Origin of the sequence: Pistricoccus aurantiacus (genome assembly GCF_007954585.1) — a bacterium.
Classification (GTDB): Bacteria; Pseudomonadota; Gammaproteobacteria; order Pseudomonadales; family Halomonadaceae; genus Pistricoccus; species Pistricoccus aurantiacus.
The window spans coordinates 2,571,389-2,596,696 of record NZ_CP042382.1; the positions used below are offsets into that span (position 1 = coordinate 2,571,389).

Sequence of the window (25,308 nt, forward strand, 5' to 3'; positions counted from 1 at the left end):
CCTTTGAATCCTGATAAGTGATCCTCCAATGCTGAATGGAAATTTCTCTCCCTGGCCATCTTATACCGAAGAGGAAGCACAAGCCGTTTCTCGTGTGCTGCTTTCCAATCGGGTGAATTACTGGACTGGTCAGGAAGGGCGTAAGTTCGAGAAAGAGTTTGCTACTTTTGCCGATAGTGAATACGCCATCGCGGTATCCAACGGGACCACTGCGCTGGATCTGGCGCTAAAAAGCCTGGAAATCGGCCCGGGTGATGAAGTCATCGTCACCTCGAGGACGTTTTTGGCTTCGGTATCGAGTATCGTCATTGCCGGTGCGATTCCTGTCTTTGCGGACGTCGATCGAGATTCGCAGAATATTGCCATGGAAAGCGTCACGGACAAGATCACACCCCGCACCAAGGCGATTATTGCCGTACACCTGGCAGGCTGGCCTTGCGATATGTCTGCGCTCATGGAGTTGGCGGCCAGGCACGAGCTATATGTCATCGAGGACTGCGCTCAGGCTCATGGCGCGACATATCGAGGCAGGAGCGTCGGATCGATAGGCCATGTCGGCTGCTGGTCCTTCTGTCAGGACAAGATCATGACAACGGGCGGCGAGGGCGGCATGGTCACCACAAATGACCGTAACCTCTGGAAGGCGATGTGGGCATACAAGGATCACGGCAAGAGCTGGGATGCTGTCTATGAGCGTGAGCATCCTCCCGGTTTTCGCTGGTTGCACGAGAGTTTCGGCACTAACTGGCGTTTGACGGAGCTGCAGTCCGTCATCGGGCGTATCCAGCTGTCACGCATGCCCGGGTGGAAACGGTCGAGGCAGGACAATGCAGGGCGTATCTGGCAGACGGCTCGGGAATGCCCGGGGCTGCGCGTGCCATTGGTGCCGGACCATCTAGAACACGCTTGCTACAAATGCTATGTCTTCGTTGAGCCTGAACGACTCGCTGATGGCTGGAACCGGGATCGCATCATGGAAGAGGTATTGTCGCGTGGCGTTCCCTGCTTTTCAGGCTCCTGTTCCGAAGTGTACCTGGAAGCCGCCTTCGATGGGACGTCATATCGACCGCCGCATCCTTTGCCTGTCGCCAGAGAGCTTGGAGAAACCAGTCTGATGTTTCTCGTTCATCCCACGCTCGAGGAGTCGGAAATACAGCAAACCTGTCATGTCTTACGCGAGGTCATGGTCTTGGCGAGTCGCTAGCGAACTGCACCGGCAGGCGCTATGTATCCCTGGAAAGGGCATTGAGCAGCCCGCGCAGTAGCGATAATTCCTTTCGGCTTGGTTGTGCCCGAGTGAATATTGCCTGTAGCTGTCGTTCAGTCTGAGCGTGTGGCTGAGTCAGAAAGCCGCTTTTTTGCACCACTTGAGAAAGATGCTCGTGAAAATGTTTCATTTGTTCTTGCGTCGGAAGCGGCTCTTGAGCCGGGCGGCGGAAGGGGATTTCATGATCTGCCCGCTTTTGTCTGGCTTGGAACAGCTCGTAAGCGAGCACTTGTACAGCCTGGGCGAGATTCAAGATACCGTAATCCGGATTGGCCGGAATGCTGACCTGATGACTACAGCAGCGAATTTCTGAATTGGTCAAGCCTGACCGCTCACGGCCGAATACTAGTGCTACCGGCGCCAGCCCCGCGTTTTGAATCAGCGCTTGGGCCATGCGGTCAGGCTCATCGAAATGTGGCAAGGGCAAGCTTCTCGGCCTTGCACTGGCGCCGACGACCTGAACGCAGTCTTTCACCGCCTCCGGCAGGGAATCGACGACTCTTGCCCTCTCGACGATGTCTTTCGCTCCAGCGGCCAGGCGAGATGCCTCTTCGTGAGGAAAGCTGCGCGGATTGACCAGGACGAGTTCGGACAGTCCCATGGTCTTCATGGCGCGAGCGGCCTGTCCGATATTGCCGGGATGGAAGGTGTGAACGAGTACGATGCGAATATTGGTCAGCATGAAGTCGCTAGGTCGAGCCTGAAAACAGGAGTGTATCAATAGAAAGCCCCGCCGAGGTCAACTCGGCGGGGCTTTTCTATCATGGCCCGGTCCTCGGTAGCGCCAGATGTTCGTTGACGAATGGCACCGGGGGATGACAGGGACCGATTACATCATACCGCCCATGCCACCCATACCGCCCATGCCACCCATGTCCGGTGCAGCATCTTTCTCGTCCGGATCATCGGCGATCATGGCTTCGGTAGTGATCATCAGACCAGCAACAGAACCTGCAGACTGCAGGGCGCTGCGAGTTACCTTGGCCGGATCGATGACACCCATTTCGAACAGGTCGCCATACTCGCCGGTTTGCGCATTGTAACCGAAGTTGCCTTCCCCATCCTTGACACGGTTAAGAATCACAGAGGCTTCTTCGCCGGCGTTGGTCACGATCTGGCGCAGCGGTGCTTCCATGGCGCGACGTGCGATAGCGATACCATGCGTCTGATCTTCGTTATCGCCTTGCAGATCAACCAGCTTGTTCAAGATACGAACCAGAGCGGTACCGCCGCCAGGCACCACACCTTCTTCCACAGCGGCACGAGTGGAATGCAGAGCGTCTTCAACACGTGCCTTCTTTTCTTTCATTTCCACTTCAGTTGCTGCGCCCACGCGGATGACAGCGACGCCGCCCGCCAGTTTGGCAACCCGCTCTTGCAGCTTTTCACGATCGTAATCGGAAGACGTTTCTTCGATCTGCGCGCGGATCTGGCCAACGCGAGCCTCGATATCACCTTCAGCGCCGGCGCCATCGATGATGGTGGTGTTTTCCTTGGACATGGTGATGCGCTTGGCGCTACCCAGATGATCCAGAGTTGCCTGCTCGAGAGTCAAACCAACTTCCTCTGAAATCACGGTGCCATTGGTCAGGATGGCGATATCCTGAAGCATGGACTTGCGACGATCGCCGAAGCCGGGGGCCTTGGCGGCTGCAACCTTGACGATGCCGCGCATGGTGTTGACCACTAGCGTCGCCAGCGCTTCGCCTTCAATATCTTCGGCAATGATCGCCAGCGGCTTGCCGGATTTTGCCACAGCTTCCAATACCGGCAGCAGTTCCCGGATGTTGGAGATTTTCTTGTCGACCATCAGCAGGAAAGGATCTTCCAGTTCCACCGCCATGGTTTCCTGGTTGGTCACGAAGTAGGGTGACAGATAGCCACGGTCGAATTGCATCCCTTCGACCACTTCCAGCTCGTCTTCAAAACCGCGACCTTCATCGACGGTGATGACGCCTTCCTTGCCGACTTTCTGCATGGCCTCGGCGATGATTTCACCGATGCGCGCATCGCCATTGGCGGAAATGGTGCCAACCTGGGCGATGGACTTGGGCTCGGTGCAGGGCACGGACAGTTTTCGCACTTCTTCGACTGCGGCGATGACAGCCTGATCGATCCCACGTTTGAGATCCATCGGATTCATGCCCGCGATCACGCCCTTGAGACCTTCATTGACAATGGCTTGGGCCAGTACGGTAGCAGTAGTGGTGCCGTCGCCGGCTACGTCGGAGGTCTTGGAGGCGACTTCCTTGACCATTTGTGCGCCCATGTTCTCAAACTTATCCTTAAGCTCGATTTCCTTGGCGACGGAGACGCCGTCCTTGGTCACAGTGGGTGCGCCAAAGGATTTTTCCAGCACGACGTTACGACCTTTCGGCCCTAGGGTAATTTTCACCGCATTGGCGAGAACATCCACACCGCGCGCCATACGCTTGCGGGCATCGTCGGAAAACTTGACCTGTTTCGCTGCCATTTTCAGACCTTCCTAAACTATGGGTTCGTTAAACTCAAGCAATGTAGAAAAAGCTAATACGCGATAGGTGAAGAATTAGCCTTCGACCACGGCAAGAATGTCGGACTCGCTCATGATCAATACCTCTTCACCGTCGATTTTCTGTTTTTCGACGCCGAAACCTTCCTTGAAGATCACGTTGTCGCCGACTTTCACGTCCAGCGGGCGAACTTCGCCGTTATCCAGGATACGACCGTTGCCCACGGCAAGAACCTCACCCCGAGTGGGTTTTTCCTGGGCATTGCCCGGAAGCACGATACCGCCAGCCGTTTTCTGTTCTTCTTCCACGCGACGGATAATGACGCGATCGTGCAAGGGACGAATATTCATTGCTCACGTTCTCCTGAAAGTTTGCTATTTCCTGGCAACCTTGCCAGGGGGTTAATACCATCTCCAGGCGTATAGCCTGAAGCGAAGGCAATTGCCTTCCGGTTAACTGGCCATTCACCAAGGTGGATGGTCCAAAACTTTTGCTAGCTCAAGAGTGGGGGCTGGCCAACGTCTTTCAAGGGCTTGGCGCAAATTTTTCTATTTATCGTCGCGGTTCGTCCTTGGCGATAAAATCTCCCTCCAAGGGCTTGCCTTCCTGACCGCGTGGCTTGTTTGTCTCTTCAGGATTCTCGGAGGCCCGTCCTTTACGTCCTGCCTGCTCCCAGTCGTTCGATGGCTGGTAACGCTGGCTGAAACCCTTGACCTTGACGTTATAGCTGAGCTTTGCCAGCAAGCGTCCGAGAGTTTTGCGGGCCTTGGGCAAGAGACAAGCAATCCCCAGCGCGTCGGACAAGAAACCGGGAGCCATCAACAGAGCGCCGCCGAAAATCAGCGCGGCGCCGGTCATCAGTTCATTGGAGGGGATCTCTCCTTGAGCAAGACGCTGCTGAGCGCGCATGAAAGTGGCAACGCCTTCGCGGCGTACTAGATGGAGGCCGATGAAACCGGTCGCCAGTACCAGAATCAAGGTGGTCAGCAATCCTATTTTGCTACCGACTGTAAATAGAATGACGAAATCGAGCAGAGCAAAAAGAGTAAAAAACAAGAGCAGAGGCATGTTGGCTCCGATAGTGTCGATTTCCGTGTAATGGTGGTCAATGCGGCGATTTCAAGTGTACTGCACTGAGTGCTAGCGCTTCATGGAGGCTTGCCAGAAGAGCATGGGGTGCGACTCGGGACACGTCGTATTTGCCTGATCGATGGGCGGAAATGTGTCGGCAGGGGGAGGTCGGGGGATAGTAAGGTTGGTGTAATAAAAGAGACGAGTTCAGGCGCCGACCACCAATATCATGGCGGTCAGCGCTAAGATCGAAGTGGTGCTCAAAGCTCGATTTGATCTCGCAGTTTGTCGACGGTGTTTTCTCCAATCCCCTTGACTCGGGCCAAGTCATCCACGCTGCTGAAAGCACCGTTGGCCTGGCGATTTTCAACGATGGCTGAAGCCTTGATTTCGCCGATGCCCGGTAGCTCGGCAAGCAGTTCGGCACTGGCAGTGTTGATATTGATAGGCGCAACTTCCTGAGCCATCACGAACGGAGATAGACTCAATAGAAGGGCGATAGAACAGGAGCGCAGTAGTGCTTTCATGTGTTTTCCTATGATTCATTCTAGTTAGAGGTAACGCGCTTGTACTTGCCGCTAATTTCGCCAAGAACAAAGTAACTAAAGCAAACAAAGATTCCTTTTTCAAGGTTATTTGTAATAAAAAGTAAAATTAAGTATTTATTTTTGGCTTGGTTGCCTAGTTATCATTCTTCTGTATGGGGTCTGCTTGATGCTGAATTACCATTTTGAGTTGGTATACTAGGCAGCCACCCTGCTGCTGAGACGCTGACTCATGGCGTGCACATCTCCACTCATTATTGCTCTCGATTACTCCTCGTTGGATGCGGCGCTGTGTATGGCGGACCAGCTCGATCCTCGGCGCTGCCGTTTGAAAGTGGGAAAGGAATTGTTCACACGAAGTGGTCCCGATGTTCTTCAAGCCTTGCACGGGCGAGGTTTCGACGTCTTTCTAGATCTCAAATTTCACGATATTCCCAATACCGTTGCCAGTGCTGTGCAAGCGGCGGCGGAGCAGGGCGTCTGGATGGTCAACGTGCACGCCAGCGGTGGAAGAAAAATGATGGAGGCGGCGAGAGAGCGTCTTGATCAGCATGATCTGCCCACGCATCTCATCGCCGTCACTGTGCTGACCAGCATGGATGCAAAGGATCTGCGTGACGTGGGCGTGACATGCTCGTTGGAAGCGCAGGTAGAGGCCTTGGCGAAACTGGCGCAACAGAGCGGCATGGAAGGCGTGGTGTGCTCGGCCTGGGAATCGCCGCGTGTGCGCGAGCTCTGTGGAGAAGACTTCCTCAAGGTGACGCCGGGGATTCGACCTGCATTTGCCATCAAGCATGATCAGCAGCGTATTCTAGGGCCGGGTGAGGCCATGACCGCCGGCAGCACGCACCTCGTCATCGGACGACCAATCACTCAGGCACAAGAACCAATGGAGGCGTTAGCGGCAATCGAGCAGGAGCTAGCTTGCTGACAGGTGCGCTAGAAGCCGTCTTACTCGCCCTCGATCCCCGTGATGGGTTTGGTGGTACCCCAACTGCGGCAGCGTGGGCATTGCCAGTGAAGCTGCAAGCCTGCGAAACCACAGCATCGGCACCGATAACGCGGCATGGTTTCCAGGAGCGCCTCGGTATGGCGCTTGAGCAGTTCGATACGCGGCTGCTCCTGAGGACCCATTTCGTGGCGGTAGAGATGCATCAGATAATCGACGCCGCGCAGACTGGGTTCCCGTGCCAACTGCGCGCTGATGAATTCCACGGCGGCATCGTACCCTTGTCGATGCCAGAGCAAGTCGCCCAAGGTGATGATTACACTGGTCAAGGGTGTTGTTTCCACCAGCTGATGCAAATACGTTTCGAAGCCGGTTTCGTCATCCAGTAATAAATAAGCTTCGCGTAAGGCTTCAAGAACGATGGGCGTAAAGTTCACATCCTGTTCCGGAATACGTTGAAGAAGACGAATTTCCGCCGCGTAGTGCGCGGTTTCATGCTCGATCCTGGCGAGCAACCAGTTGGCTCTGATACAGCTCTTGTCGATAGATAGCGCTTGATGCAGACGCTTGCGAGCCATGGACGGACTGATGGACTGTAGATCCTGTTGAGCCAGTTCGCAAAGCCAGTGGGCGGCGGCCCGCTGCAAATCTTCGTGCTGGCGTACCAGAGTGGGTTGTGCCACATCCAGAGCGGCCTGCCATTCCTTTTCGCGCTCGAATAGATCGACCAACAAACGTTTTCCGGCTTGACGAGTCCTTTCATCGCTGGCGTCACGCACCAGATTCTGTAAAAGGCGTTCCGCGCGATCCAGTAGGCCTAGTACCAAGAAATCACGCGAGAGTTCGAGTTGAACCAGGCTGCCTTGCTCCTGATTGAGGCTGGGACGCGCGAGAAGGTTTTGATGGATCTTGACCGCTCTATCTGCTTCCCCACGGGTACGAAAGAGATTGCCCAGGGCGATATGCGTTTCGATGGTATCGCTGTTGATTTCAAGTGCTGAAATGAAGGTTTCGATCGCCTGATCGGGCTGCTCGTTGAGCAGATAATTTAGGCCGACGAAGTAGTCCCGTGACAAGGAGGAAGCAGGCGAAGGAGTCTGTTTTCCTCTCTCACGACGACCCAGCCACCAGCCGATGGCGACCGCTGACAGCAGTAACGCGAGAAGCAGCAGATCCTGCATTCAAGCGACTTCCTTGAGCTCCTGAACACGCAGACGATCGAGTTCCTTGCGTTGCTGCTGATTGTGCCGCTGGGCGCGAGTCAGCAGGGCTCGCAGACGGATATAGACTCCCATCATGGCGAGCATGCCGAGCAAGACACCGCAGGCCAAGGTAGCCAACAGCCATACGGATAGCGAGACGGGGGGTAATTCGATCCAGATGAGATCAAGTGCGATAGTTTGTTGATTGTTGACGGCGAAAAGCATGCCGACCAGTAGCACGCAGATCAAGATAATTGCCAGAATCAGACCTTTAAGCCAACGCATGACGTTTTCCTTAGTTTTGTTGCCTTAGTCGAGGCGACGCTGTGGGCTGGGTAACATAGCCCAAAGAACCCGGCGCCAGCCAGTAATTTTAATAGCCAAGCGCACGGCTGGCATCGACTTGTTCGCGTAACTCTTTACCCGGCTTGAAGTGGGGAACATATTTTCCGTCTAGTTCGACGGGATCACCGGTTTTTGGATTGCGTCCTGTTCGAGGATCACGATAATGCAGTGAAAAACTACCGAAACCGCGAATTTCCACACGCCCGCCTTCGGCCAACGCTTCAGTAATATCGTCAAGAATGATACGTACCGCGGTTTCGACTTGCTTGACCGGCAGCTCAGGCTGGCGCATGGCGATCTGCTCGATCAACTCGGATTTGGTCATCGGTTTACTCCGTGCCGTATTGCCACTGGGATGGCACTACCTTCACATTGCCATTTTTCCAGCATACTTTATAAACCTTGCTAAAACAAAGATCTAGGACTAATCATCAGCGAGCAGACCGACCTTTGTGCGCGCTCCTGACGCGTATCGGTCCTTGGGTTATAATGCTGGCTGTCATCATCGATGAGATCGAGGTCAACTTTGAGCGAATCACCTCAGGACGATAAGCTGGAACTCAAGCGTTTATATTGGCATTCGCGGCGCGGCATGTGGGAGCTCGATCTACTGTTGATACCTTTCCTCAAGCACCGCTATTCACTTTTGGCGGCGGATGATCGTCGTGCGTATCAAGCTTTGATCGAAGAGGAAGATCAGGACCTGTTTCAATGGTTGATGCGTCGTCAGCTTCCCGACGATCCTAATCGCCGGCGTATCGTTCAATTGATTATCGAGTATGCGGAAACCACCGATAACGATCAATATCGTACCCTCTAACCTGGCCGAGGCCTGCCATGTTTTGTTGGGCGTCGGTGTACTCGGTCTGGTCGGGCTCTTTGGGCCGTCATGGCTGGTTCTTGTGACGCTTTCAGGCAGTGCCGCTGTCGTATTCATGAGTTGCCGCAAGCGCAAGCGTTATAGTCTGAGATGGCTCGCGTACGAGAAGACCATGGGTCAGCAGCGGGAAGGTCAATGGCAATGGCGCTGCGACGAGAGCTCGACCTGGCAGGCGGTTGACGTACGCGTTGCCTATCTGGGGCCCTGGCTGATCGGGCTTGACGTTGACCGGCAACGCTGCTGGCTATGGCCGGATAGCGCGACGAGTGAAACCTTACGCAAGCTGCGACGGCATCTGCTGATGCACAACGATCTCATGCATGACGATGGCTTCAAGTATTAGCAGCGTTACCTGCAGTTTTTTGATGAAACCGTAAAGGCGGAATCGGTTCAGCTTCGTGATCAGGGCAGTCCAGATTGAAATGCAGGCCGCGAGACTCCCGTCGCGACATGGCGGCTTCTATCGTCAGGCGGCCCAAGGCGATTGCCTGACGCAGTTGCATCAATGCCGCGCTTGGCGCGCAGGCGTTCCAACGCTGGTTGCAGTCGTTTTCCAGTGTCATCAACTCCGTTACGGCCTGATTGAGCCCGGCATCGTCTCGAACGATGCCGACTCGAGTCGTCATTATTCGGCGTAATCGCTCCAGGGCATTAGCCAACTGGACCGGGACAGCCCTGGAGCCGCAAGCCAAGCGTAACGGCGGAATCGGGCTATCAATGCAGGGGTCAACAGTCCGAAGGCATCTTGCGGCGGCATGAGCAAATACCAGGCATTCCAGCAAAGAGTTGCTGGCCATGCGGTTGGCGCCGTGCAGCCCGGTATAGGATACTTCGCCGATAGCATGAAGATGCGGCACGGCGGTCTTGCCGTTGAAGTCGATGACGATACCACCACAGCTGTAGTGAGCCGCGGGTACGACAGGAATGGGTTGTCGGGCGATATCGATACCGCGACCCAAGCAGTGCTGCCTGATGGTGGGGAAAAGATGCTCTATTTCCCGCTTCGGCAGATGCGTGATATCAAGCAATACATGCGACGCGCCGCTTTCCCGTAATTGAGCGTCGATCGCACGCGCCACGATGTCCCTGGGAGCCAGTTCGCCCCGTGGATCGATGTCCGGCATGAAACGTCGTCCGCTCAAATCGCGCAGAATACCTCCTTCGCCGCGCACCGCCTCGCTGATCAGGAAAGGCGGTCTGTCGGGATCATAAAGACAGGTAGGGTGAAACTGCTGAAACTCGAGATTGGCCAGTTCCGCACCGATGTCGAACGCCATCATCATACCTTCGCCGCAGGCGGGATACGGGCTGGTAGCATGTTGGTAAAGGCCGCTGGCGCCGCCAGTGGCGAGCACCGTATCCTGAGCTCGGAGTTCGTGAACACGCTCCTGTGCATCCAGGCAGTAAGCACCACGACATTGCCCTCGCACATCGCCTATCAGCGCGATCGCGGTCAGTCGATCTTCAAGCGTGATCAGGGGATGCGCCTTGACTTGCGACAGTAGCGTTTCGATGACGGCACTGCCGGTGGCATCCGCAGCGTGAATCACTCGTCGCGCGCCATGGCCTCCTTCACGGGTCAAGTGATAAGGATAGGTTGCTTCGTCGCTTTCGTTCGCGGTAAAAGGTACGCCCAGCTCGAGAAGCCATTCGATCGCACGAGGGCCGTGTTCGACGGTAAACCGCACGGCGGCTTCATCGCAAAGACCATCGCCGGCTATCAGCGTATCTCTTACATGATCCGCGATACTGTCCTGGGGGGACAGCACCGCCGCGATGCCTCCCTGAGCCCAGCGGCTGGCACCACGGTCATCATCGAAAGGCCGCAGCAAGGTAACCTTGCGCGTTGCGGCGGTTTCCAGGGCGAGAGCGAGGCCGGCGATACCACCGCCAACGATCAAGAGGTCGTGAGAATTAGCACTCAAGGATCGAATCCTTTTGATTTGTTGTGGTATTCAACAGGCTGGCTTGCGATCAACTTGTGGCGTTTGGCGCGCCGTCGCAGGCGTCGGCTGGGCAAGCGGCGTATTCCGCCCAACTGCGAGATCAATTCCAAGCTAAGCCGATAGAGTTCGCGATTGAGCCATAGGTAGCCACCGGGGCTGAACAGCATTCGCCCTTCTTCGGTATTCGCCGAGGTGATCGCGTCCGCATGGCGCTGAAGGTCGAAAGGCTCGACCGTGATATCGATGTTCTGGCCGGTGCGAACCTGAAAGGCCAGGGTGCCCAGGGCCCGGGCCAGGTGGTGCTGTTGGTCGCGAAACCCCTTTAAGGACTTGATGCGTTCATAGCCGGCACGGGTATTCCAGAGGGTATTCAGCAAGAGTTCGACGGTAGAAAGCATTCGCCACTGGAGTGAAAGGATCTGCTCGAGCTCTTCGTGGCGCAGGCGACGTTCCCGCTCGATGGAGTCCATCAGACCCTGCTGCTTGATCAAGCGGCTGCCGATCTCACCGACCAGTTGCTTTGTATCAATATCCGCTGAAGTGCTGGCGCTGGTATGCGTATGGTAAAGACGAGCCAGTGTATCCAGGTTTTCCGCCAGCAGAAAGCGCAGCACGTCCGTTGCCTTTTGTGGAAGCAGTAATGCGGTGACTGCAATGCCCACGCTGGTTCCCAGCATGACGTTGAAGAATCGCCACAGTGCGATACTCAAGTCTTGCTGGCCATCTCCCACAACGACCAGCAGGCTGACGCAGAACATCAAGCCGCTGTAGACATATCGTGTAGTAAAGGTGATGCCCGTCGCGAGGGCAATACCGAGCAAGGCCCATCCTGCCACTACCAGATGCGGTGTACCTGGTATCAGCGTAATCAAGATTCCCCACAACGCCCCCAAAAGGGTTCCTAGCAAGCGCTGCCCGCCCTTGTCGAGAACGCCTCCGACATAGGGCAGGTTGTTCATGACCACCAGCGCGCTAAGCAAGGCCCAGACCGCGTGAGGAAAATTGAAAATCAGCAGTAAAGTGTAGGTAAGGGAGATCGCTACGGTGACACGGAGCACATGCAATTGATGGCGGTAGCGATAATTGAAGTAGGGGTCACGCAGGCGCGGCAGCATCATAACCGAATGAAGCCCCTTGCAAAAGGGCGGTGGCATCCAAGCCTTCGAAGCGCTGGTGCCCGGAGCCGGACTTGAACCGGCACGGTGTCGCCACCGAGGGATTTTAAGTCCCTTGCGTCTACCAATTTCGCCATCCGGGCGGGATTCGTTTAGAAAGACTGATAGGAAATGGAGGCTGGAGTCGGAATCGAACCGGCGTACACGGAGTTGCAGTCCGCTGCATGACCACTCTGCCATCCAGCCTTATTAGGTCATAGTTGCTTATTTTGTGCTATCTGGAGCGGAAAACGAGATTTGATCGGACTGGCGTTCCAGCTCGCGACCCTCGCTTACTGCTCTTCACTTAAGTCTGGAGCGGGAAACGAGATTTGATCGGACTGGCGTTCCAGCTCGCGACCCTCGCTTACTGCTCTTCACTTAAGTCTGGAGCGGGAAACGAGATTCGAACTCGCGACCCTCGCCTTGGCAAGGCGATGCTCTACCACTGAGCTATTCCCGCTCGACTCGGGTGTGAATTATACGGTTGGGTCGGTGTTTGTCAATCGCTTATCGGAAAAGTGTCCGTATGGCGATAGCTTACATTCCACGGCTCAGATGCGGCCAGGCAGCGCGTAAATACTGCAGCATGGACCACAGGGTCAGCGCTGCGGCGACATACAGAGTAATTACCCCCAACTGCGCGATCGGTGTGCCCGGGGCGAATCCCAGCAGCAGTAAAATCGCAATCATCTGTAGGGTAGTCTTGACCTTGCCGATCCAGGAAACCGCTACCAGGCCTCGATTGCCCATTTCCGCCATCCACTCCCTGAGCGCTGAAATCACGATTTCACGTCCGATGATCACCAGAGCAGGGAGCGTCAACCAAGGCGTATCGAAGCGCTCGATCAGCAAGGCCAACGCCACCACAACCATCAGCTTGTCCGCCACCGGATCGAGAAAAGCGCCAAAAGGGGTGCTCTGATTCCAGCGGCGGGCCAGAAAACCATCGAGCCAATCCGTCAGGGCGGCCAGACCGAACAATCCCGCGGCCAGCAGCAAGCTCCAGTTGTAAGGTAAATAGAACACCATCACCAGCAGCGGGATGAATGCAATACGCGCAAGGGTCAGGAGATTAGGGATGTTCATGAAAGCGCCGCTTTTCCTAGCTGATGAGTCGAAAGATGCCATTCTATGCGCAGCGCCGAGGATCATCCATGCAGCGCTTGATGAATCTTGATTGCCAGGCTCTTGCTGATGCCGGGAGCGCGAGCCAATTCGTCTTGGCTGGCTTGACGTATTTCCTGCAGGCCGCCGAAGAAACGCAGCAGTTCTCGGCGTCGCTTTGGGCCGATCCCTGGAATCGCTTGCAGCGTTGAAGTGCGTCGAGTCTTGTCGCGCTGAGCTCGATGACCGGCAATCGCGTAGCGGTGTGATTCATCGCGTATGTATTGAATCAGATGCAGGGCAGGGGAGCTGCCTTCCAGCGTCAAGGTGCGTGCGGTAGTCTCGACGAAAAGGGTTTCCAGACCCGGTTTCCGCGTGGTCCCCTTGGCCACACCCAGCAGCATGATATCAGTAATCCCTAATTCCTCGAACACCTCTCGCGCCAAGTTGAGCTGCCCCTTGCCGCCGTCCACCAATAGGATATCTGGCTTTTTACCGTCCCCTTGAATCAGGCGCTTGAATCGCCGGGTCAACGCCTGGCGCATGGCCGCATAGTCATCCCCGGCCGCGACGCCTTCGATGTTGAAGCGACGATAGTCCGACTTGACCGGTCCAGATTGATCGAACACCACGCAGGATGCCACCGTCGCTTCGCCGTGACTATGGCTGATATCGAAACATTCCAGGCGCTCCGGTACGGTCTCGAGATCCAAGGCTTCACGCAAGGTATTGAAACGCTTGGTCAGCTGCGCCTGGCTGGCGAGCTGAGCGGCCAGCTGCTGTTCCGCGTTGGTCGTGGCGAGTTCCTGCCATTTGGCACGATGGCCGCGAACCTTATGGGCCACGCGGATATGCTTGCCGGCGCGCGCGCTCAGCACCTGCTGAAGCAGCGATTCTTCCGGCAAGCCGTGAGAAGTAATGATTTCCGCAGCGGGGTCGCGGTTCTGACCCAGATAGAACTGACTGACGAACTCGCCGAGCAAAGCGGGGGGTTCCAGGTCCAGGCCGTTTTGCGGCTGGTGATGACGCGCGCCCAGCATGCGGCCCTGACGCACGGTCAGCACGGAAATACATAGGGCCCCGGGGCGTTCCGCCAAGGCAAAGACATCCGCGTCGCCGCCTTCGGTATCGACGAATTGACGCCGCTGCAGGCGGCGAAGCTGCTGGATACGATCGCGCAGCTGCGCCGCCTCCTCGAAATTCAACGCCTCACTGGCCGCTTCCATGTCCCTGCTGAGCTGATCGGTGACCTGGTCGCTCTTGTCCTCCAGGCACATGATCGCGTTGTTCAAGTCCCGCTGGTATTCCTCCTGGCTGATATAGCCGACACAAGGCGCGCTGCAACGGTCGATCTGATACTGCAGGCAGGGTCGGCTGCGATGGGCAAAGACCGTATCCTCGCAGTTACGGATATGAAAGATCTTCTGCATCAGGGACAAACTTTCCCGCACTGCGCCGCTGCTGGGGTAGGGACCCAGGTAGCGGCCATCGTCCCGGCGCTTGCGGGCGCGCTTGTATTCCAGGGCAGGGTAGGGATGGCGGTCGCTGGCAAACACGAAGGGATAGGATTTGTCGTCCCGCAGCAAAATGTTGTAGGGCGGTCGTAGCTCCTTGATCAACGTTTGTTCCAGGAGCAACGCCTCGGTTTCGCTGCGGGTGATCGTGACCTGTATGTCCGCGATACGCGATACCAAGGCTTGAGTCTTGGCGTTCAGCGCGCCGCGAAAATAGCTGGCCAATCGCGCCTTGAGGCGCTTGGCCTTGCCGATGTACAGCGTATCGCCGGCGGCATCGAACATGCGATAGACCCCCGGGGATTCGCTGACCGTGCTGAGAAACTTCTTAGGATCAAAGCTCATGACGAAATCAGCTTTCGACTCTGCCCAGCATCAGAAATTCCAGCAGCGCCTTCTGTGCATGCAGGCGGTTGCCGGCCTCTTGCCAGACCGCGGCGCGGGGATCGTCGAGTAGCGTTTCACTGATCTCCTCGCCGCGGTGGGCGGGCAGGCAATGCAGGAACAGCACGTTCTCGCCGGCCTGATCCAGCATGGCTTCATCAACCTGGAAGCCGGCGAAGTCCGCTTCCCGTTTGGCCTGTTCCTCTTCCTGACCCATGGAGGCCCACACGTCCGTGGTAATCAGATCCGCGTTCTTTGCGGCTTGCTGCGGATCGCGCATCAGCGTGACGCGGTCGCCGGCGGCGGCGGCGATGCCCGGATTCGGGTCATAGCCTTCCGGACAGCAGATACGCAGCTTGAAATCGAACTGGCGGGCGGCGTTGATCCAGGAATGACACATGTTGTTGCCATCGCCGATCCATACTGCGGTACGCCCTTTTACCCAGCCGCGACGCTCGGTCCAGGTCATGATATCCGCCAACAGCTGGCAGGGGTGATAGTCGTCCGAGAGCGCATTGATCACCGGCACCTGACTGGCCCGGGCGAAGGCTTCCAGACCTTCGTGAGAGAAGGTGCGAATCATTACCGCATCGACCATTTCCGACAGCACCCGGGCGGTATCCTCCACCGGCTCGCCTCGGCCAAGCTGGGTGTCACGGGGGGAAAGAAACATCGCGTGCCCCCCGAACTGGGCCATGGCGGTCTCGAAGGACACTCGCGTACGGGTCGAGGATTTCTCGAAGATCATCGCCAGGGTGCGATTGGCAAACGGCGTGTAGGTAGGCCCATGAGTCTTGAGGCCGTTCTTGATGCTGATGGCTCGGTTTATCAGGTAATCGAGTTCGTCCGTCGAGAAATCCAGCAAGGTCAGAAAATGGCGTGTCGCCATGGGTGTCACTCTCCGCGCAAAAACTCCCATCCTAGCTAGCCGTTGAGATTGGCGCAATTGACGTTCGGCTTCGCCGTCCCCATGGTAGGAAACACGCGACTCTTCTATTGGGCGGCTGTATTCACACAGCATCCTCAGTAGAATAGATACCGAACCTACTCTCCTCCGACAAAAGGATTCTCAATGAGCACCACTCTCGAGAACATTCAGAAGCAGATCAGCGAAAATCCCATCCTGATCTACATGAAAGGCACCCCTCAACTACCCCAGTGCGGCTTTTCCGCGCAAACCGTACAGGCGCTGATGTCCTGCGGCGAGCGTTTCGCCTTCGTCAATATCCTCGACAACCCGGATATTCGCAGCGAATTGCCCAAATACGCCAACTGGCCGACTTTCCCGCAGTTGTGGGTGGAAGGCGAACTGGTGGGCGGTTGCGATATCGTCGTCGAGATGTACCAGAATGGCGAACTGGAGCCGTTGATCAAGGAGGCGGCTCAGCGAGCCAGTGCTCAGCAGCCCCAAGACGAATAAGCGAAATCATCAAAAAACGTGGGCAGGGTCAATCTTCCTCCATGCCTTGCTCACGTAGCGCCAACTGCCAACCTCCTAGATCCTTAAAGCGATTCACCATGGCGCAGAACAGCTCCGCGGTGCGCTCTGTGTCGTAGCGAGCGGTGTGCGCCGCTGCGTTATCGAACTCGATACCCGCGGCGCGACAGGCTCTGGCCAGTACCGTCTGACCATAGACCAGGCCTGCCAGCGATGCGGTATCGAAACTCGAGAAAGGGTGAAAAGGGTTGCGCTTGATGCCGTTGCGCTCGATGGCGGCATTGAGAAAACCATGATCGAAGGCGGCGTTGTGGCCGACCAGGATGGCTCGAGTGCAATTATTGGCCTTGATCGCCTTGCGAATCGGATGAAAGATTTCCTTGATGGCCTCGCCTTCGCTGACCGCGGTTTGCCGACGCAGCGCGGAATCCAGCCGGATGCCGGTGAAATCCAGCGCGGACTGTTCGATATTGGCTCCCTCGAAGGGATTGATATTGAAGGAAAACGTTTCATCCGACAGCAGGTTGCCTTCGTTGTCCATGCTCAGAGTGACCGCAGCGATCTCTAGTATGGCGTCCCGTTTGGCATCGAATCCGCCGGTTTCCATATCCACCACCACGGGCAGATAACTGCGAAAACGTCGCGCCATCATCTCCCGGGCACTCGCTTCGAGCATGTATCTCTCCATTACCGTTGAGGGGTGTCCGACGCGAGAAATATTATCAGCTTTATCACGTTGGCGCCGTGGCGAAATCGTTTTCGGTTTCAGCCGCCCCGGTATTCCGAGCGCACTGACGACGCTATACTGTAGTGCTATTGAACTACCGACATACTTATACCCCGCGAACTACCGATACGTTAACCAAGGAGTTTGGAATGTCCGATGTCAAGAAGGTCGTGCTCGCCTATTCCGGCGGCCTAGATACTTCCGTGATCGTCAAGTGGCTGCAGGAAACCTACGATTGCGAGGTGGTGACGTTCACGGCGGACATCGGGCAGGGAGAAGAGGTGGAGCCGGCGCGGTCCAAGGCACAGGCGCTGGGAGTCAAGGAAATCTACATCGAGGATCTGCGCGAGGAATTCGTGCGGGACTACGTTTATCCGATGTTTCGCGCCAACACCATCTACGAAGGGGAGTATCTGCTGGGTACTTCCATCGCTCGCCCCTTGATCGCCAAGCGCCTGATCGAGATCGCCAATGAAACCGGCGCCGACGCCATCTCTCACGGCGCCACCGGCAAGGGCAACGATCAGGTGCGTTTCGAACTGGGCGCCTACGCCTTGAAACCCGGGGTCAAGGTCATTGCCCCCTGGCGGGAGTGGGATCTCACCTCTCGCGAAACGCTGATGGCCTACTGCGAGAAGCATGATATTCCGGTGGATTACTCCAAGAGCAAGAAGAAATCTCCGTATTCCATGGATGCCAATCTTCTGCACATCTCCTACGAAGGCGGCATTCTCGAGGACCCTTGGATGGAAGCCGAGGAGGACATGTGGCGCTGGAGCGTCTCCCCGGAAGCTGCCCCGGACCAGCCCACCTACATCGAACTGAGCTTCGAGAAAGGCGATATTGTCGCCATCGACGGCGAGTCCCTGGAGCCCCACGAAGTGCTGGCCAAGCTCAACCAGTTGGGCGGCGACAACGGCATCGGGCGTCTGGATATCGTCGAGAACCGCTATGTGGGGATGAAGTCACGCGGCTGCTATGAAACCCCCGGGGGCACCATCATGTTGCGCGCCCACCGAGCCATCGAATCCTTGACCCTGGATCGCGAAGCCGCGCACCTCAAGGATGAGCTGATGCCCAGGTACGCCAAGGTGATCTACAACGGCTACTGGTGGAGCCCGGAGCGCAAGATGCTGCAGGCGGCCATCGATGCCACTCAGGAAAACGTCTGCGGTGTGGTGCGCATGAAACTCTACAAGGGCAGCGCCACGGTAGTCGGTCGTAAGTCGGAGCAGTCCCTGTTCGATGAGTCCATTGCGACCTTCGAAGACGATGCCGGCGCCTACGACCAGAAGGATGCGGAAGGCTTCATCAAGCTCAATGCTCTGCGGCTACGTATCGCTGCCGGCAAGGGGCGAAAGGCTGACTGAGAGAGGGAAATGTCATGCTCAAGCGTTTGATCGATGGTCTATTTCGCGGTGGCAATGTCAACGACGAAGAAATTCCCGCCACGCAATATCGCGACTACTTGATTACTCCTGATCCTCAGAGCGCCGGCGGCCAGTATCGAGTCAGCGGCTGGATTCGCAAACCGATAGAAGATGGGAAAACCCTGGAGCACCGTTTCGAGCGTTCGGATATGGTCGGTTCCCGTCAGGAATGCATCGACCTGACTATTCAGAAGTCCGAGCGCTTGATCGACGACCTTGGGGATCAGATATTCGAAAAACGCTAGCTGGCGGTAGGCGCTGACATGCGACTGCTGCATCGGGCCTCTAGTTGGCGCCAGCTGTTTGCCGAGGACGCCTTGCCGGATCCTCGCGCCTGGCCCGCCCTGTTGACGCCACTCAAGGGAGCGTTGCTGAGCCTCGGGTCGCAGCCTACCCTTGCGGAAGCGAAAGCCTGGCAGCCTATGCTGGTCGATGCGCTGATACGACTGGATATTCCCGCCTGGCGAATCAGTCAACTGCTTGGTGACCACAACGCCTGGCTGTATCGCTGCGCCATCAATCTATCCCTCGAGGAAATGCAAGCCACCGGCTGGGGAGACCCGCCGGTGGCTTTCTGTGTGCTGACTCTGGGGTCCGTCGCCCGTCACGAATGCCTGCTGGGGCCGGATCAGGACAATGCCATGATTCTTGCCGAATATTCGGATGCCGAGCACGATACCATCGACAGCTATTTTCAATCCCTGGGGTACCGCTTCGGTGAGCGTCTGCACGAAGCGGGTATTCCGCGCTGCCATGCCCATGTGATGGCGCGTTGGCCTATGTGGCGCAAGCGTCTGTCGGAATGGCGTAAACAGCTCGATATCTGGACCGCGCAGCGCCGTGTCAAGCGGGTGCAGCAGGCCAATATCCTGTTCGACTTCGCGCCGGTTTATGGCGATAGCGCCCTGGCGCGCGAGTTACGGGAACATATTGTCTGGCGAGTACCATCGGCACATCTGTTTCTGGGCGAAATGCGCGATCTGCTCGATGAAACGCCGGTTGCCCTGGGGCGGCTGGGTCGCCTGATGGGCGATGGTAAGGACGCGCCTCATCGGGGCGTTATCGACCTGAAACGCCAGGGGCTGATACCACTACAGAACGCGGTGCGTCTACTGGCGGTGGCCAATGGTTGTTCGAGTGGGGATACTCGTGGTCGTCTGACGGAACTGGTCGCCCTGCAAAAAATGGGTGCCGCGCGCGCCATGGCGCTCAAGGAGGCATTGGATCGGCTGCAAGAGCGCTTGCTCAAGACCCAAATGGATAGTCTGGCCCAGGGGCGCGCGCCGGATTACTGGGTCAATGTATCGGCGCTTTCCAGTGCCGAGCGGCTGCTGCTGCGCCACGACTTGCAGCAGATCAAGGGATTGCTCGCCCAGGCTAGTCGCGCCGATTGAGGTTCTTGCAAGGCAGTGATTCATGGGGTTCGCGGCGCCGGCGGTAGCTCGACCACCATGCTGGCGCCACCCAGTTGCCGAGACGACTCGCACCAGAGTTGCCCGCCCAGATGGGCAACGATGCCGCGGCTGATGGCAAGGCCAAGACCGCTGCCTTTCGGGCGCCCGCGGGGCGGGTTTTGTTCGCTGCTGTGGCGTTCCAGCTGATGGAACTTCTCGAATACCCGATCTTGTTCCTCCTCCGGAACCCCTTGGCCGTTGTCTTCTACCGCCACGCGGTAACGATCCTTGTGACGATACAGATGTAGCCGCACGCGAGGCGTCTCGTCCGCGGCGAACTTGCTGGCGTTGTCCAGCAGATTGAGCAGTACCTGTTCCAGACGGTCTGGATCGCCGACGATCGGCGCTTTTTCCAGCTCGATATCCACTTCCAGGCTGATGCCACGCTGCTGCTGCACTTTCTCCACCGTCGCCACGCCGTGACGTACCAGCTCCACCAGATCCAATGGCCGGGGATTCAGGGCCATGCGGCCAGATTCCAGCCGGGCCAGATCGAGAATATCCTCGATCAGTCGGGAAAGACGCTGACTTTCTCGAACCACGATATCGAGAAAATGCGCCTGCTTGGCTTCGTCGAGGTTGGGGTTTTCCTTCAGGATCTCCGCGAAGGCCCGGATCGATGTCAGGGGCGTTCTCAGCTCGTGACTGACCATGGCCACGAACTCGTCCTTGAGTCGATCGAGCTCCATCAGCCGCTCGTTGGCGCTACGCAGTTCTTCGCCAATGCGCGCCAGCTCGTCGGATTTCTGCTTGAGTCGACGGTTGTACTCCAGGGTTTGCGAGGTGGTGTCGAGGATGCTCAGCACCGCTTCCAGATCCAGCGCCTCGCCGCGTACCACGGAGTTGATCAGCACTCTCGCCGAGGCGTTGCCCAAGGCGCCGGCGAGGGCGCGTTCCGCCCGGGCGATCAGCTCCGGACTGGCAGGCTGGTCGCTGGGGGGAAGTTCGTCAGTCTGAAAATCGAGCAGTACGCGAGAGGTCGCCGCGGCCCCGAGATAGCGAGTCAGCAGGCGACGCAGCTCTCCTCGTGTGGTCTGACCTTGCCAGAGGGGCGCGTGTTCGAATCCGACTCGCAAGGCACCGATGAAAAGCGCCGCCTGAGTCTGCTCCAGACGGGACTGGCGGGTAAACAGCGAGACGCCGATCAACAGCCCCACATTGACGAGCAGGCTCCAGAGCAGCGAATGACTGTAGATATCCCCGAGTTCGATGCCGAATAGCGCGTAAGGGCGCAGCCAATCGATGCCCCAGGGACCCTGGACCACGAAGCTTGCGGCGAGCCAGCCGGACTGGGCGAAGCCCGGCAGCAGCAAGGTATAGACCCAGACGCAAAAGCCAGCGATCAATCCGAGGCTGGCGCCGGCATGATTGGCACTGCGCCAGTAGAGCCCCAGCAACAGGGACGGTGCGAACTGCGCTGCCGCGGCGAAAGATACCAGACCGATGGTGACCAGGCTGTAAGAGTCGCCGATCAGGGCATGGTAGAGATAGCCCAGCAGCAGAATCAGCAATATGGCTATTCTTCGAATGCCCAGCAGCCAGCCGGAGAGATCGCGCCGCTCGCCGAGATGCAGTCGTCGGGAACGTAGCAGCAAGGGCATGACCAGATGGTTGCTGACCATGGTGGAAAGCGCGATGGTCTCGACGATGACCATGCTGGTAGCAGCGGAAAGTCCACCGATAAATACGATCAGCGGCAGCGCTTCCAGCCCTGTGGAAAGGGGCAAAGTCAGCACGAAGCTGTCCGGGTGACTGCCGGGAGATAGCACGAGACCCGCCAGGGCAATAGGAATCACGAACAGGTTGATGGCCAGCAGGTAAAGTGGAAAGAGCCAGCTGGCGCGCCGTATGTGCTGCTCGTCGACGTTTTCCACCACCAGGATCTGGAACTGGCGCGGCAGGCTCAGAAAGGCCAGAAACGCCAGCAGCAGCATGCCGGTCCAACCCAGGGCGCCGCCGGGCACGCTATCCAGACTCAGGAGTTTCAGCACTTCCGGCTGAGCAGCGGCCTGGGCAAACAGATCCGACGGGCCTTGAAACAGCACGAATACGCAGAAGATGCCGACGGCGACAAAGGCGAATAGCTTGACCAGGGATTCGAAGGCGATGGCCGCTACCATGCCCTCGTGGCGTTCGCTGGCATCCAGATGGCGGGTGCCGAAGAGGATGATGAATACCGCCAGCACCAGCGCGACCCAGAACGACTTGTCCGTCAGGAAACTTTCCTCGGCGATGCTTTGGCTCGGTGAATCCGGGTAGCTCAGAAGCACCGCCTGGCTCAAGGTGATCGCCTTGAGCTGTAGCGCGATATAGGGCGTCACGCCGATCAGGGCGATCAGCGCCACCAAGGCGCCCAGGAATCCGCTCTTGCCGTAGCGTGCGCTGATGAAGTCGGCGATGGAGGTAATGCGCTGCGCTCGTGCGATACGCACCATCTTGCGAATGATCAAGGGGCCGGTGAACATCGCCAGGGTTGGTCCCAGGTAAATCAGCAGGAAACTGGGGCCGAACTGGCTGGCGCGACCGACGCTGCCGTAAAAGGTCCAGGCGGTGCAGTAGACCGCGATGGATAGCGCATAGACATTGGCGGAACCGATCAGCGAGCGCCCCTGGCCGGCGCGGCGATCTCCCCAGGCGGCGATCACAAAAAGTAGCGCCAGATAGCCGAAGGCGGTGACCAGCACAAAAACATTACCGATCACGAGGCCGCTCCATCAGCCAGGCCACCAGGGCAATGACCGCTAGCCATGCGATAAATAGATAAAGCGGTAACCAGGACGGGGTATCGGCGGCGTGCTGGTCAAAGATCAGAATCAACGGCGGTGTGAACAGCACCGCGGCGAAGGCAATCACCGCCAGCAGGCGTTCGTTGTGCTGCGATCGCTTCATGCGCTGGCATCCTGCTTGTCGAAAGCGTTGGTCTGCAGTTCCAGCACATCCGCCAGGGTGGTGATACCGCGCGCTTCCAGGCGTGGCAGCAGGGTAAGCCACAGCTCCGCGGTGAGCTGAGCATCACCCAGGGCGGTATGGCGTAGACCTTCCGGAACGAAAAGCGTGAAACGCTCCGCCAGGCTATCCAGGTCGTGCCCCTCGAGCCCCGGGTCCAGGCCTCGAGAGATCAGCAGGGTGTCCAGCACCGGCATGTCCAGGACCACCTCGCTCCCCGGCGGCTGCAGCGCCAGCAGGTCGAAGGAAGCGTTGTGCGCCAGCAGCACGGCGTCGCCAAGGTAATCGCGAAAACGGGGCATGATTCTCGTCAGGGTGGGTGCTCCTGCGACATCCGTGTCCGTCAGACCATGAATCGCGGTGCTGGCGTCGGGGATGTTCCGCTCAGGATCCACCAGGCTTTCGAAAACATCATCCGCCAGCAGGCGGCGATTGACGATTCGGCAGGCGCCGATGCTGATCACCCGGTCCCCCCGGCGAAGTTCCAGGCCGGTGGTTTCCGTGTCGAAAGCGATGACCTCGAGCTCGCCGATATGACGCGAGCCAAGAGACGAATCCGGCGCCGGCAGCGATGCTATGCCATAGTCGTGAAACTCCGGGCGCGGTGCCTTGCGGGCAAGCGGCGCGCCCACCCGTTCGCCGGCGGGCAAGGGTAGCCGCAGACGCGCATGCTCGCCGTCTTCATCTGTCTCGCTCCACAGGTCGCTGTCGTACTGCTGAAGCATTTTCGCCAGACTGGGCGCCAAGGGAAGCGCTTCCAGGGGTTGGTCGAGCCACGCCTGCAGCTGCTGTTGAGATGGCTGTGCTCCAGGCCAGATCAGGTCCAGGTAGACACGCTTGTTGCCGAGCCTGACTTCCGCGTCGAACCGTGTCAGCCGACAATGCTCGGCGAGCTTCGTGACCAGATCTTCCATCAGCACCAGCAGGGTCGGTGCGTCCGCCTTGAGCCAGGCGGGCATGCCTATCGGTGTAAGAGCGATGCCGTGGCGCTCCAGTCGCTCCCCCAGCGCCCGCCACAGATCGTTGGACCACAGCGACAACAGGCGACTGTCCTGTCGCTGTAGACGTTCCAGCGTCTGACCGGTCTGTTGAATGGTACGGGAAAGCGCCGTGGCTTCTTCATCCAGGGCCTTGGCGAGACGCTCACGTAAAGAGAGCGAAATCTCCTTGGATGACGAACCCTCAGCGAAAGGCTGATTGAGCGCCTGAGCAGCACTTGCCAAGCCTGCTCCATGCCGGCGCAGCTGAGTGACCAGTTCGACCAGTTCACCGCGAATCGCCATTTCCTGATGCGATTCCGCCGTCGCGTCTTCGAGGGTCAGCAGCGTCTCGCTCTGGCTTTGTGGAATACGCCGCAGGGTGCAGCGTAGCCAATGCTCGGCCATGGGTCGTTCGAGAGAGGGCGAACTGGCGGAGGACGATTCGAGATCGGCCTGCTTGCGGTAAGGCAGCAACAGCTCCCGCGGGGTGCCGTCTTCCGGCAGACGGACCAGGGCATAGTCCAGGCTCTTGTTTTCCAGCAGTCCCTGCAGCGGCTTGCCGAGCCTGAGCCCCGGATGTTCCGCAAACAACAGCTCCGCCGCGTGATTGAACAGCAGCAGCCGCTGGTGACGATCGTATACCAGCAGCGGCACGTCGATAAGCTGCAGGAGCGCTTCAAGCTCCTGACGAATGCGCGCCGCGCTGCGGGCGCCCTCGCTGTGCGCCCGGGCCAGCTTGCGACGATCCGCTCGCCAACGCTCGCGCAATTGCTGGATATCCGGTGCCAGGCCGCTCAGCCATCCCTCCGGGGGATAATCATCCCGGGCATCCGGATTGGCCGCCAGACGTGCCATGAGCACCTGTAGTCGGCGTAGCGGTCCTAGTAGCTGTCGCTCCAGCAGTAACCCTCCCAGCAGAAGTGCAATGCCACCCGATAGACACCCCAGCCACAGCCCCCAGCGCGGCAGGCCCGCCGGGGCGAGCCGGGTATCGAGCCAGAGGGCCAGCAACACCCCGACGAACAGAGCCAGCCCGCTGGTCACCAGCCAAAGGCCTACCAGTCGCTGACGTCTAGGCAAGCCGGGGCGAGATCGAGACGTCATTCCGCCACGTCCACCAGACGAGTGACTTTTTCCACCAGGGCCTGAGTGGAGAAAGGCTTGGTGATATAGTCGTCGGCGCCCAGCGCCAGGCCTTTCTCCCGCTCCACTTCCCGCCCATGGGCGGTGAGCATGATGATCGGCAGCCGGGGGGATTCCTGGCGTAATCGCTCCAGCACCTCGAAACCGCTGATATCCGGCAGGCTGATATCCAGCAGCACCAGATCCGGCATCGCCTGGTTTGCCTGATCCAGGGCGTTCTGGCCATCCTCCGCCGTTATTACCTCGAATCCGGCCTGCTGCATGAGAAACTCCAGAGACAGCAAAATATTGGGCTCGTCGTCCACCACCAGGATCTTGGTCATCTTGTTCTCCT

Annotated in this window: 26 protein-coding genes and 3 tRNA genes; 8 read left to right on the forward strand and 21 right to left on the reverse strand. The window is 57.9% G+C overall.

What is annotated here, in order from left to right; genetic code table 11:
- Window positions 1-28: 28 nt before the first annotated feature.
- Window positions 29-1,204 (forward strand): DegT/DnrJ/EryC1/StrS family aminotransferase, encoded by a 1,176-nt coding sequence (locus FGL86_RS12095; protein ID WP_147184786.1) that lies wholly within the window; start codon window positions 29-31, stop codon window positions 1,202-1,204.
- A 19-nt stretch (window positions 1,205-1,223) separates the two neighbouring features.
- Here the strand turns inward: FGL86_RS12095 and FGL86_RS12100 are convergent, their stop codons facing one another.
- The 5 genes from FGL86_RS12100 to FGL86_RS12120 form a co-directional block, all read right to left on the reverse strand.
- Complete coding sequence (locus FGL86_RS12100; RefSeq protein WP_147184787.1) at window positions 1,224-1,949, reverse strand: RNA methyltransferase; 726 nt, start codon at window positions 1,947-1,949, stop codon at window positions 1,224-1,226.
- Between the two features lie 147 nt (window positions 1,950-2,096).
- Window positions 2,097-3,740, reverse strand: a complete 1,644-nt coding sequence (gene groL / locus FGL86_RS12105; protein ID WP_147184788.1) for a chaperonin GroEL — start codon at window positions 3,738-3,740, stop codon at window positions 2,097-2,099.
- Between the two features lie 75 nt (window positions 3,741-3,815).
- Window positions 3,816-4,109, reverse strand: a complete 294-nt coding sequence (locus tag FGL86_RS12110; RefSeq protein WP_147184789.1) for a co-chaperone GroES — start codon at window positions 4,107-4,109, stop codon at window positions 3,816-3,818.
- Between the two features lie 202 nt (window positions 4,110-4,311).
- Window positions 4,312-4,827, reverse strand: coding sequence for an FxsA family protein (locus FGL86_RS12115; RefSeq protein WP_147184790.1), 516 nt, complete (start codon window positions 4,825-4,827; stop codon window positions 4,312-4,314).
- A 263-nt stretch (window positions 4,828-5,090) separates the two neighbouring features.
- Entirely contained in the window at window positions 5,091-5,357 is a 267-nt protein-coding gene (locus FGL86_RS12120; RefSeq protein ID WP_147184791.1) for a ComEA family DNA-binding protein, read from the reverse strand.
- 250 nt (window positions 5,358-5,607) lie between these two features.
- On the opposite strand from FGL86_RS12120, the gene pyrF reads away from it, so the two are divergent.
- Window positions 5,608-6,306 carry an orotidine-5'-phosphate decarboxylase gene (pyrF, locus tag FGL86_RS12125; protein ID WP_147184792.1) on the forward strand — a complete coding sequence of 233 codons (699 nt, stop codon included), beginning with the start codon at window positions 5,608-5,610 and terminating at the stop codon, window positions 6,304-6,306.
- A gap of 20 nt (window positions 6,307-6,326) precedes the next feature.
- On the opposite strand, the gene lapB is transcribed toward pyrF, so the two are convergent.
- The 3 genes from lapB to FGL86_RS12140 all read right to left on the reverse strand — a co-directional run bounded on the left by lapB (window position 6,327) and on the right by FGL86_RS12140 (window position 8,196).
- Window positions 6,327-7,505 (reverse strand): lipopolysaccharide assembly protein LapB, encoded by a 1,179-nt coding sequence (gene lapB / locus FGL86_RS12130; protein WP_147184793.1) that lies wholly within the window; start codon window positions 7,503-7,505, stop codon window positions 6,327-6,329.
- On the reverse strand, window positions 7,506-7,811 hold the full coding sequence (locus FGL86_RS12135; RefSeq protein ID WP_147184794.1) for a LapA family protein: 306 nt from the start codon (window positions 7,809-7,811) through the stop codon (window positions 7,506-7,508).
- A gap of 88 nt (window positions 7,812-7,899) precedes the next feature.
- Window positions 7,900-8,196 carry an integration host factor subunit beta gene (locus FGL86_RS12140; protein WP_147184795.1) on the reverse strand — a complete coding sequence of 99 codons (297 nt, stop codon included), beginning with the start codon at window positions 8,194-8,196 and terminating at the stop codon, window positions 7,900-7,902.
- 183 nt (window positions 8,197-8,379) lie between these two features.
- Here FGL86_RS12140 and FGL86_RS12145 point away from each other — a divergent pair, with 183 nt between their 5' ends.
- Window positions 8,380-8,691: an FAD assembly factor SdhE gene (locus tag FGL86_RS12145; RefSeq protein ID WP_147184796.1), complete on the forward strand. Its 312-nt coding sequence runs from the start codon at window positions 8,380-8,382 to the stop codon at window positions 8,689-8,691.
- On the forward strand, window positions 8,651-9,094 hold the full coding sequence (locus FGL86_RS18315; RefSeq protein WP_342780035.1) for a protein YgfX: 444 nt from the start codon (window positions 8,651-8,653) through the stop codon (window positions 9,092-9,094). Before FGL86_RS12145 ends, FGL86_RS18315 begins: the two co-directional genes overlap by 41 nt.
- Here FGL86_RS18315 and nadB read toward each other — a convergent pair.
- The 8 genes from nadB to argF all read right to left on the reverse strand — a co-directional run bounded on the left by nadB (window position 9,084) and on the right by argF (window position 15,745).
- Window positions 9,084-10,676: an L-aspartate oxidase gene (gene nadB, locus FGL86_RS12155; RefSeq protein WP_147184798.1), complete on the reverse strand. Its 1,593-nt coding sequence runs from the start codon at window positions 10,674-10,676 to the stop codon at window positions 9,084-9,086. The genes FGL86_RS18315 and nadB overlap by 11 nt on opposite strands.
- Window positions 10,673-11,815 (reverse strand): FUSC family protein, encoded by a 1,143-nt coding sequence (locus FGL86_RS12160; RefSeq protein WP_186764399.1) that lies wholly within the window; start codon window positions 11,813-11,815, stop codon window positions 10,673-10,675. Before FGL86_RS12160 ends, nadB begins: the two co-directional genes overlap by 4 nt.
- 53 nt (window positions 11,816-11,868) lie before the next feature.
- Window positions 11,869-11,955: transfer RNA gene (locus FGL86_RS12165), tRNA-Leu, on the reverse strand.
- Between the two features lie 29 nt (window positions 11,956-11,984).
- Window positions 11,985-12,058, reverse strand: a tRNA-Cys gene (locus FGL86_RS12170).
- Between the two features lie 181 nt (window positions 12,059-12,239).
- A tRNA-Gly gene (locus tag FGL86_RS12175) sits at window positions 12,240-12,314 on the reverse strand.
- Window positions 12,315-12,391: 77 nt separating this feature from the next.
- The gene (pgsA, locus tag FGL86_RS12180; protein ID WP_147184800.1) at window positions 12,392-12,940 is read right to left on the reverse strand and encodes a CDP-diacylglycerol--glycerol-3-phosphate 3-phosphatidyltransferase; all 549 of its coding nucleotides are present in this window, start codon (window positions 12,938-12,940) and stop codon (window positions 12,392-12,394) included.
- Window positions 12,941-13,002: 62 nt separating this feature from the next.
- On the reverse strand, window positions 13,003-14,817 hold the full coding sequence (uvrC, locus tag FGL86_RS12185) for an excinuclease ABC subunit UvrC (protein ID WP_147184801.1): 1,815 nt from the start codon (window positions 14,815-14,817) through the stop codon (window positions 13,003-13,005).
- 7 nt (window positions 14,818-14,824) lie between these two features.
- Window positions 14,825-15,745, reverse strand: a complete 921-nt coding sequence (gene argF, locus FGL86_RS12190; protein WP_147184802.1) for an ornithine carbamoyltransferase — start codon at window positions 15,743-15,745, stop codon at window positions 14,825-14,827.
- Between the two features lie 183 nt (window positions 15,746-15,928).
- On the opposite strand from argF, the gene FGL86_RS12195 reads away from it, so the two are divergent.
- Window positions 15,929-16,276, forward strand: a complete 348-nt coding sequence (locus tag FGL86_RS12195) for a Grx4 family monothiol glutaredoxin (RefSeq protein ID WP_147184803.1) — start codon at window positions 15,929-15,931, stop codon at window positions 16,274-16,276.
- Between the two features lie 28 nt (window positions 16,277-16,304).
- Here FGL86_RS12195 and rnt read toward each other — a convergent pair whose 3' ends face one another.
- Window positions 16,305-16,970, reverse strand: coding sequence for a ribonuclease T (rnt, locus tag FGL86_RS12200; RefSeq protein ID WP_147184804.1), 666 nt, complete (start codon window positions 16,968-16,970; stop codon window positions 16,305-16,307).
- A 200-nt stretch (window positions 16,971-17,170) separates the two neighbouring features.
- On the opposite strand from rnt, the gene FGL86_RS12205 reads away from it, so the two are divergent.
- The 3 genes from FGL86_RS12205 to FGL86_RS12215 are packed head-to-tail and all read left to right on the forward strand — an operon-like array spanning window position 17,171 to window position 19,845.
- Window positions 17,171-18,391 carry an argininosuccinate synthase gene (locus tag FGL86_RS12205; RefSeq protein ID WP_147184805.1) on the forward strand — a complete coding sequence of 407 codons (1,221 nt, stop codon included), beginning with the start codon at window positions 17,171-17,173 and terminating at the stop codon, window positions 18,389-18,391.
- A gap of 14 nt (window positions 18,392-18,405) precedes the next feature.
- Window positions 18,406-18,696 (forward strand): HlyU family transcriptional regulator, encoded by a 291-nt coding sequence (locus FGL86_RS12210; RefSeq protein ID WP_147184806.1) that lies wholly within the window; start codon window positions 18,406-18,408, stop codon window positions 18,694-18,696.
- Between the two features lie 18 nt (window positions 18,697-18,714).
- Window positions 18,715-19,845, forward strand: coding sequence for a DUF294 nucleotidyltransferase-like domain-containing protein (locus FGL86_RS12215; protein ID WP_147184807.1), 1,131 nt, complete (start codon window positions 18,715-18,717; stop codon window positions 19,843-19,845).
- 20 nt (window positions 19,846-19,865) lie between these two features.
- Here the strand turns inward: FGL86_RS12215 and FGL86_RS12220 are convergent, their stop codons facing one another.
- From FGL86_RS12220 to FGL86_RS12235, 4 genes are read right to left on the reverse strand one after another with little or no spacing between them, the layout of a single operon-like run.
- Window positions 19,866-22,607: a sensor histidine kinase gene (locus FGL86_RS12220; protein ID WP_147184808.1), complete on the reverse strand. Its 2,742-nt coding sequence runs from the start codon at window positions 22,605-22,607 to the stop codon at window positions 19,866-19,868.
- Complete coding sequence (locus FGL86_RS12225) at window positions 22,597-22,794, reverse strand: hypothetical protein (protein WP_147184809.1); 198 nt, start codon at window positions 22,792-22,794, stop codon at window positions 22,597-22,599. Before FGL86_RS12225 ends, FGL86_RS12220 begins: the two co-directional genes overlap by 11 nt.
- On the reverse strand, window positions 22,791-24,935 hold the full coding sequence (locus FGL86_RS12230) for a 3'-5' exonuclease (RefSeq protein ID WP_147184810.1): 2,145 nt from the start codon (window positions 24,933-24,935) through the stop codon (window positions 22,791-22,793). The genes FGL86_RS12225 and FGL86_RS12230 overlap by 4 nt, the downstream gene beginning before the upstream one ends.
- Window positions 24,932-25,297 (reverse strand): response regulator transcription factor, encoded by a 366-nt coding sequence (locus tag FGL86_RS12235; protein WP_147184811.1) that lies wholly within the window; start codon window positions 25,295-25,297, stop codon window positions 24,932-24,934. Before FGL86_RS12235 ends, FGL86_RS12230 begins: the two co-directional genes overlap by 4 nt.
- Between the last annotated feature and the right edge of the window lie 11 nt (window positions 25,298-25,308).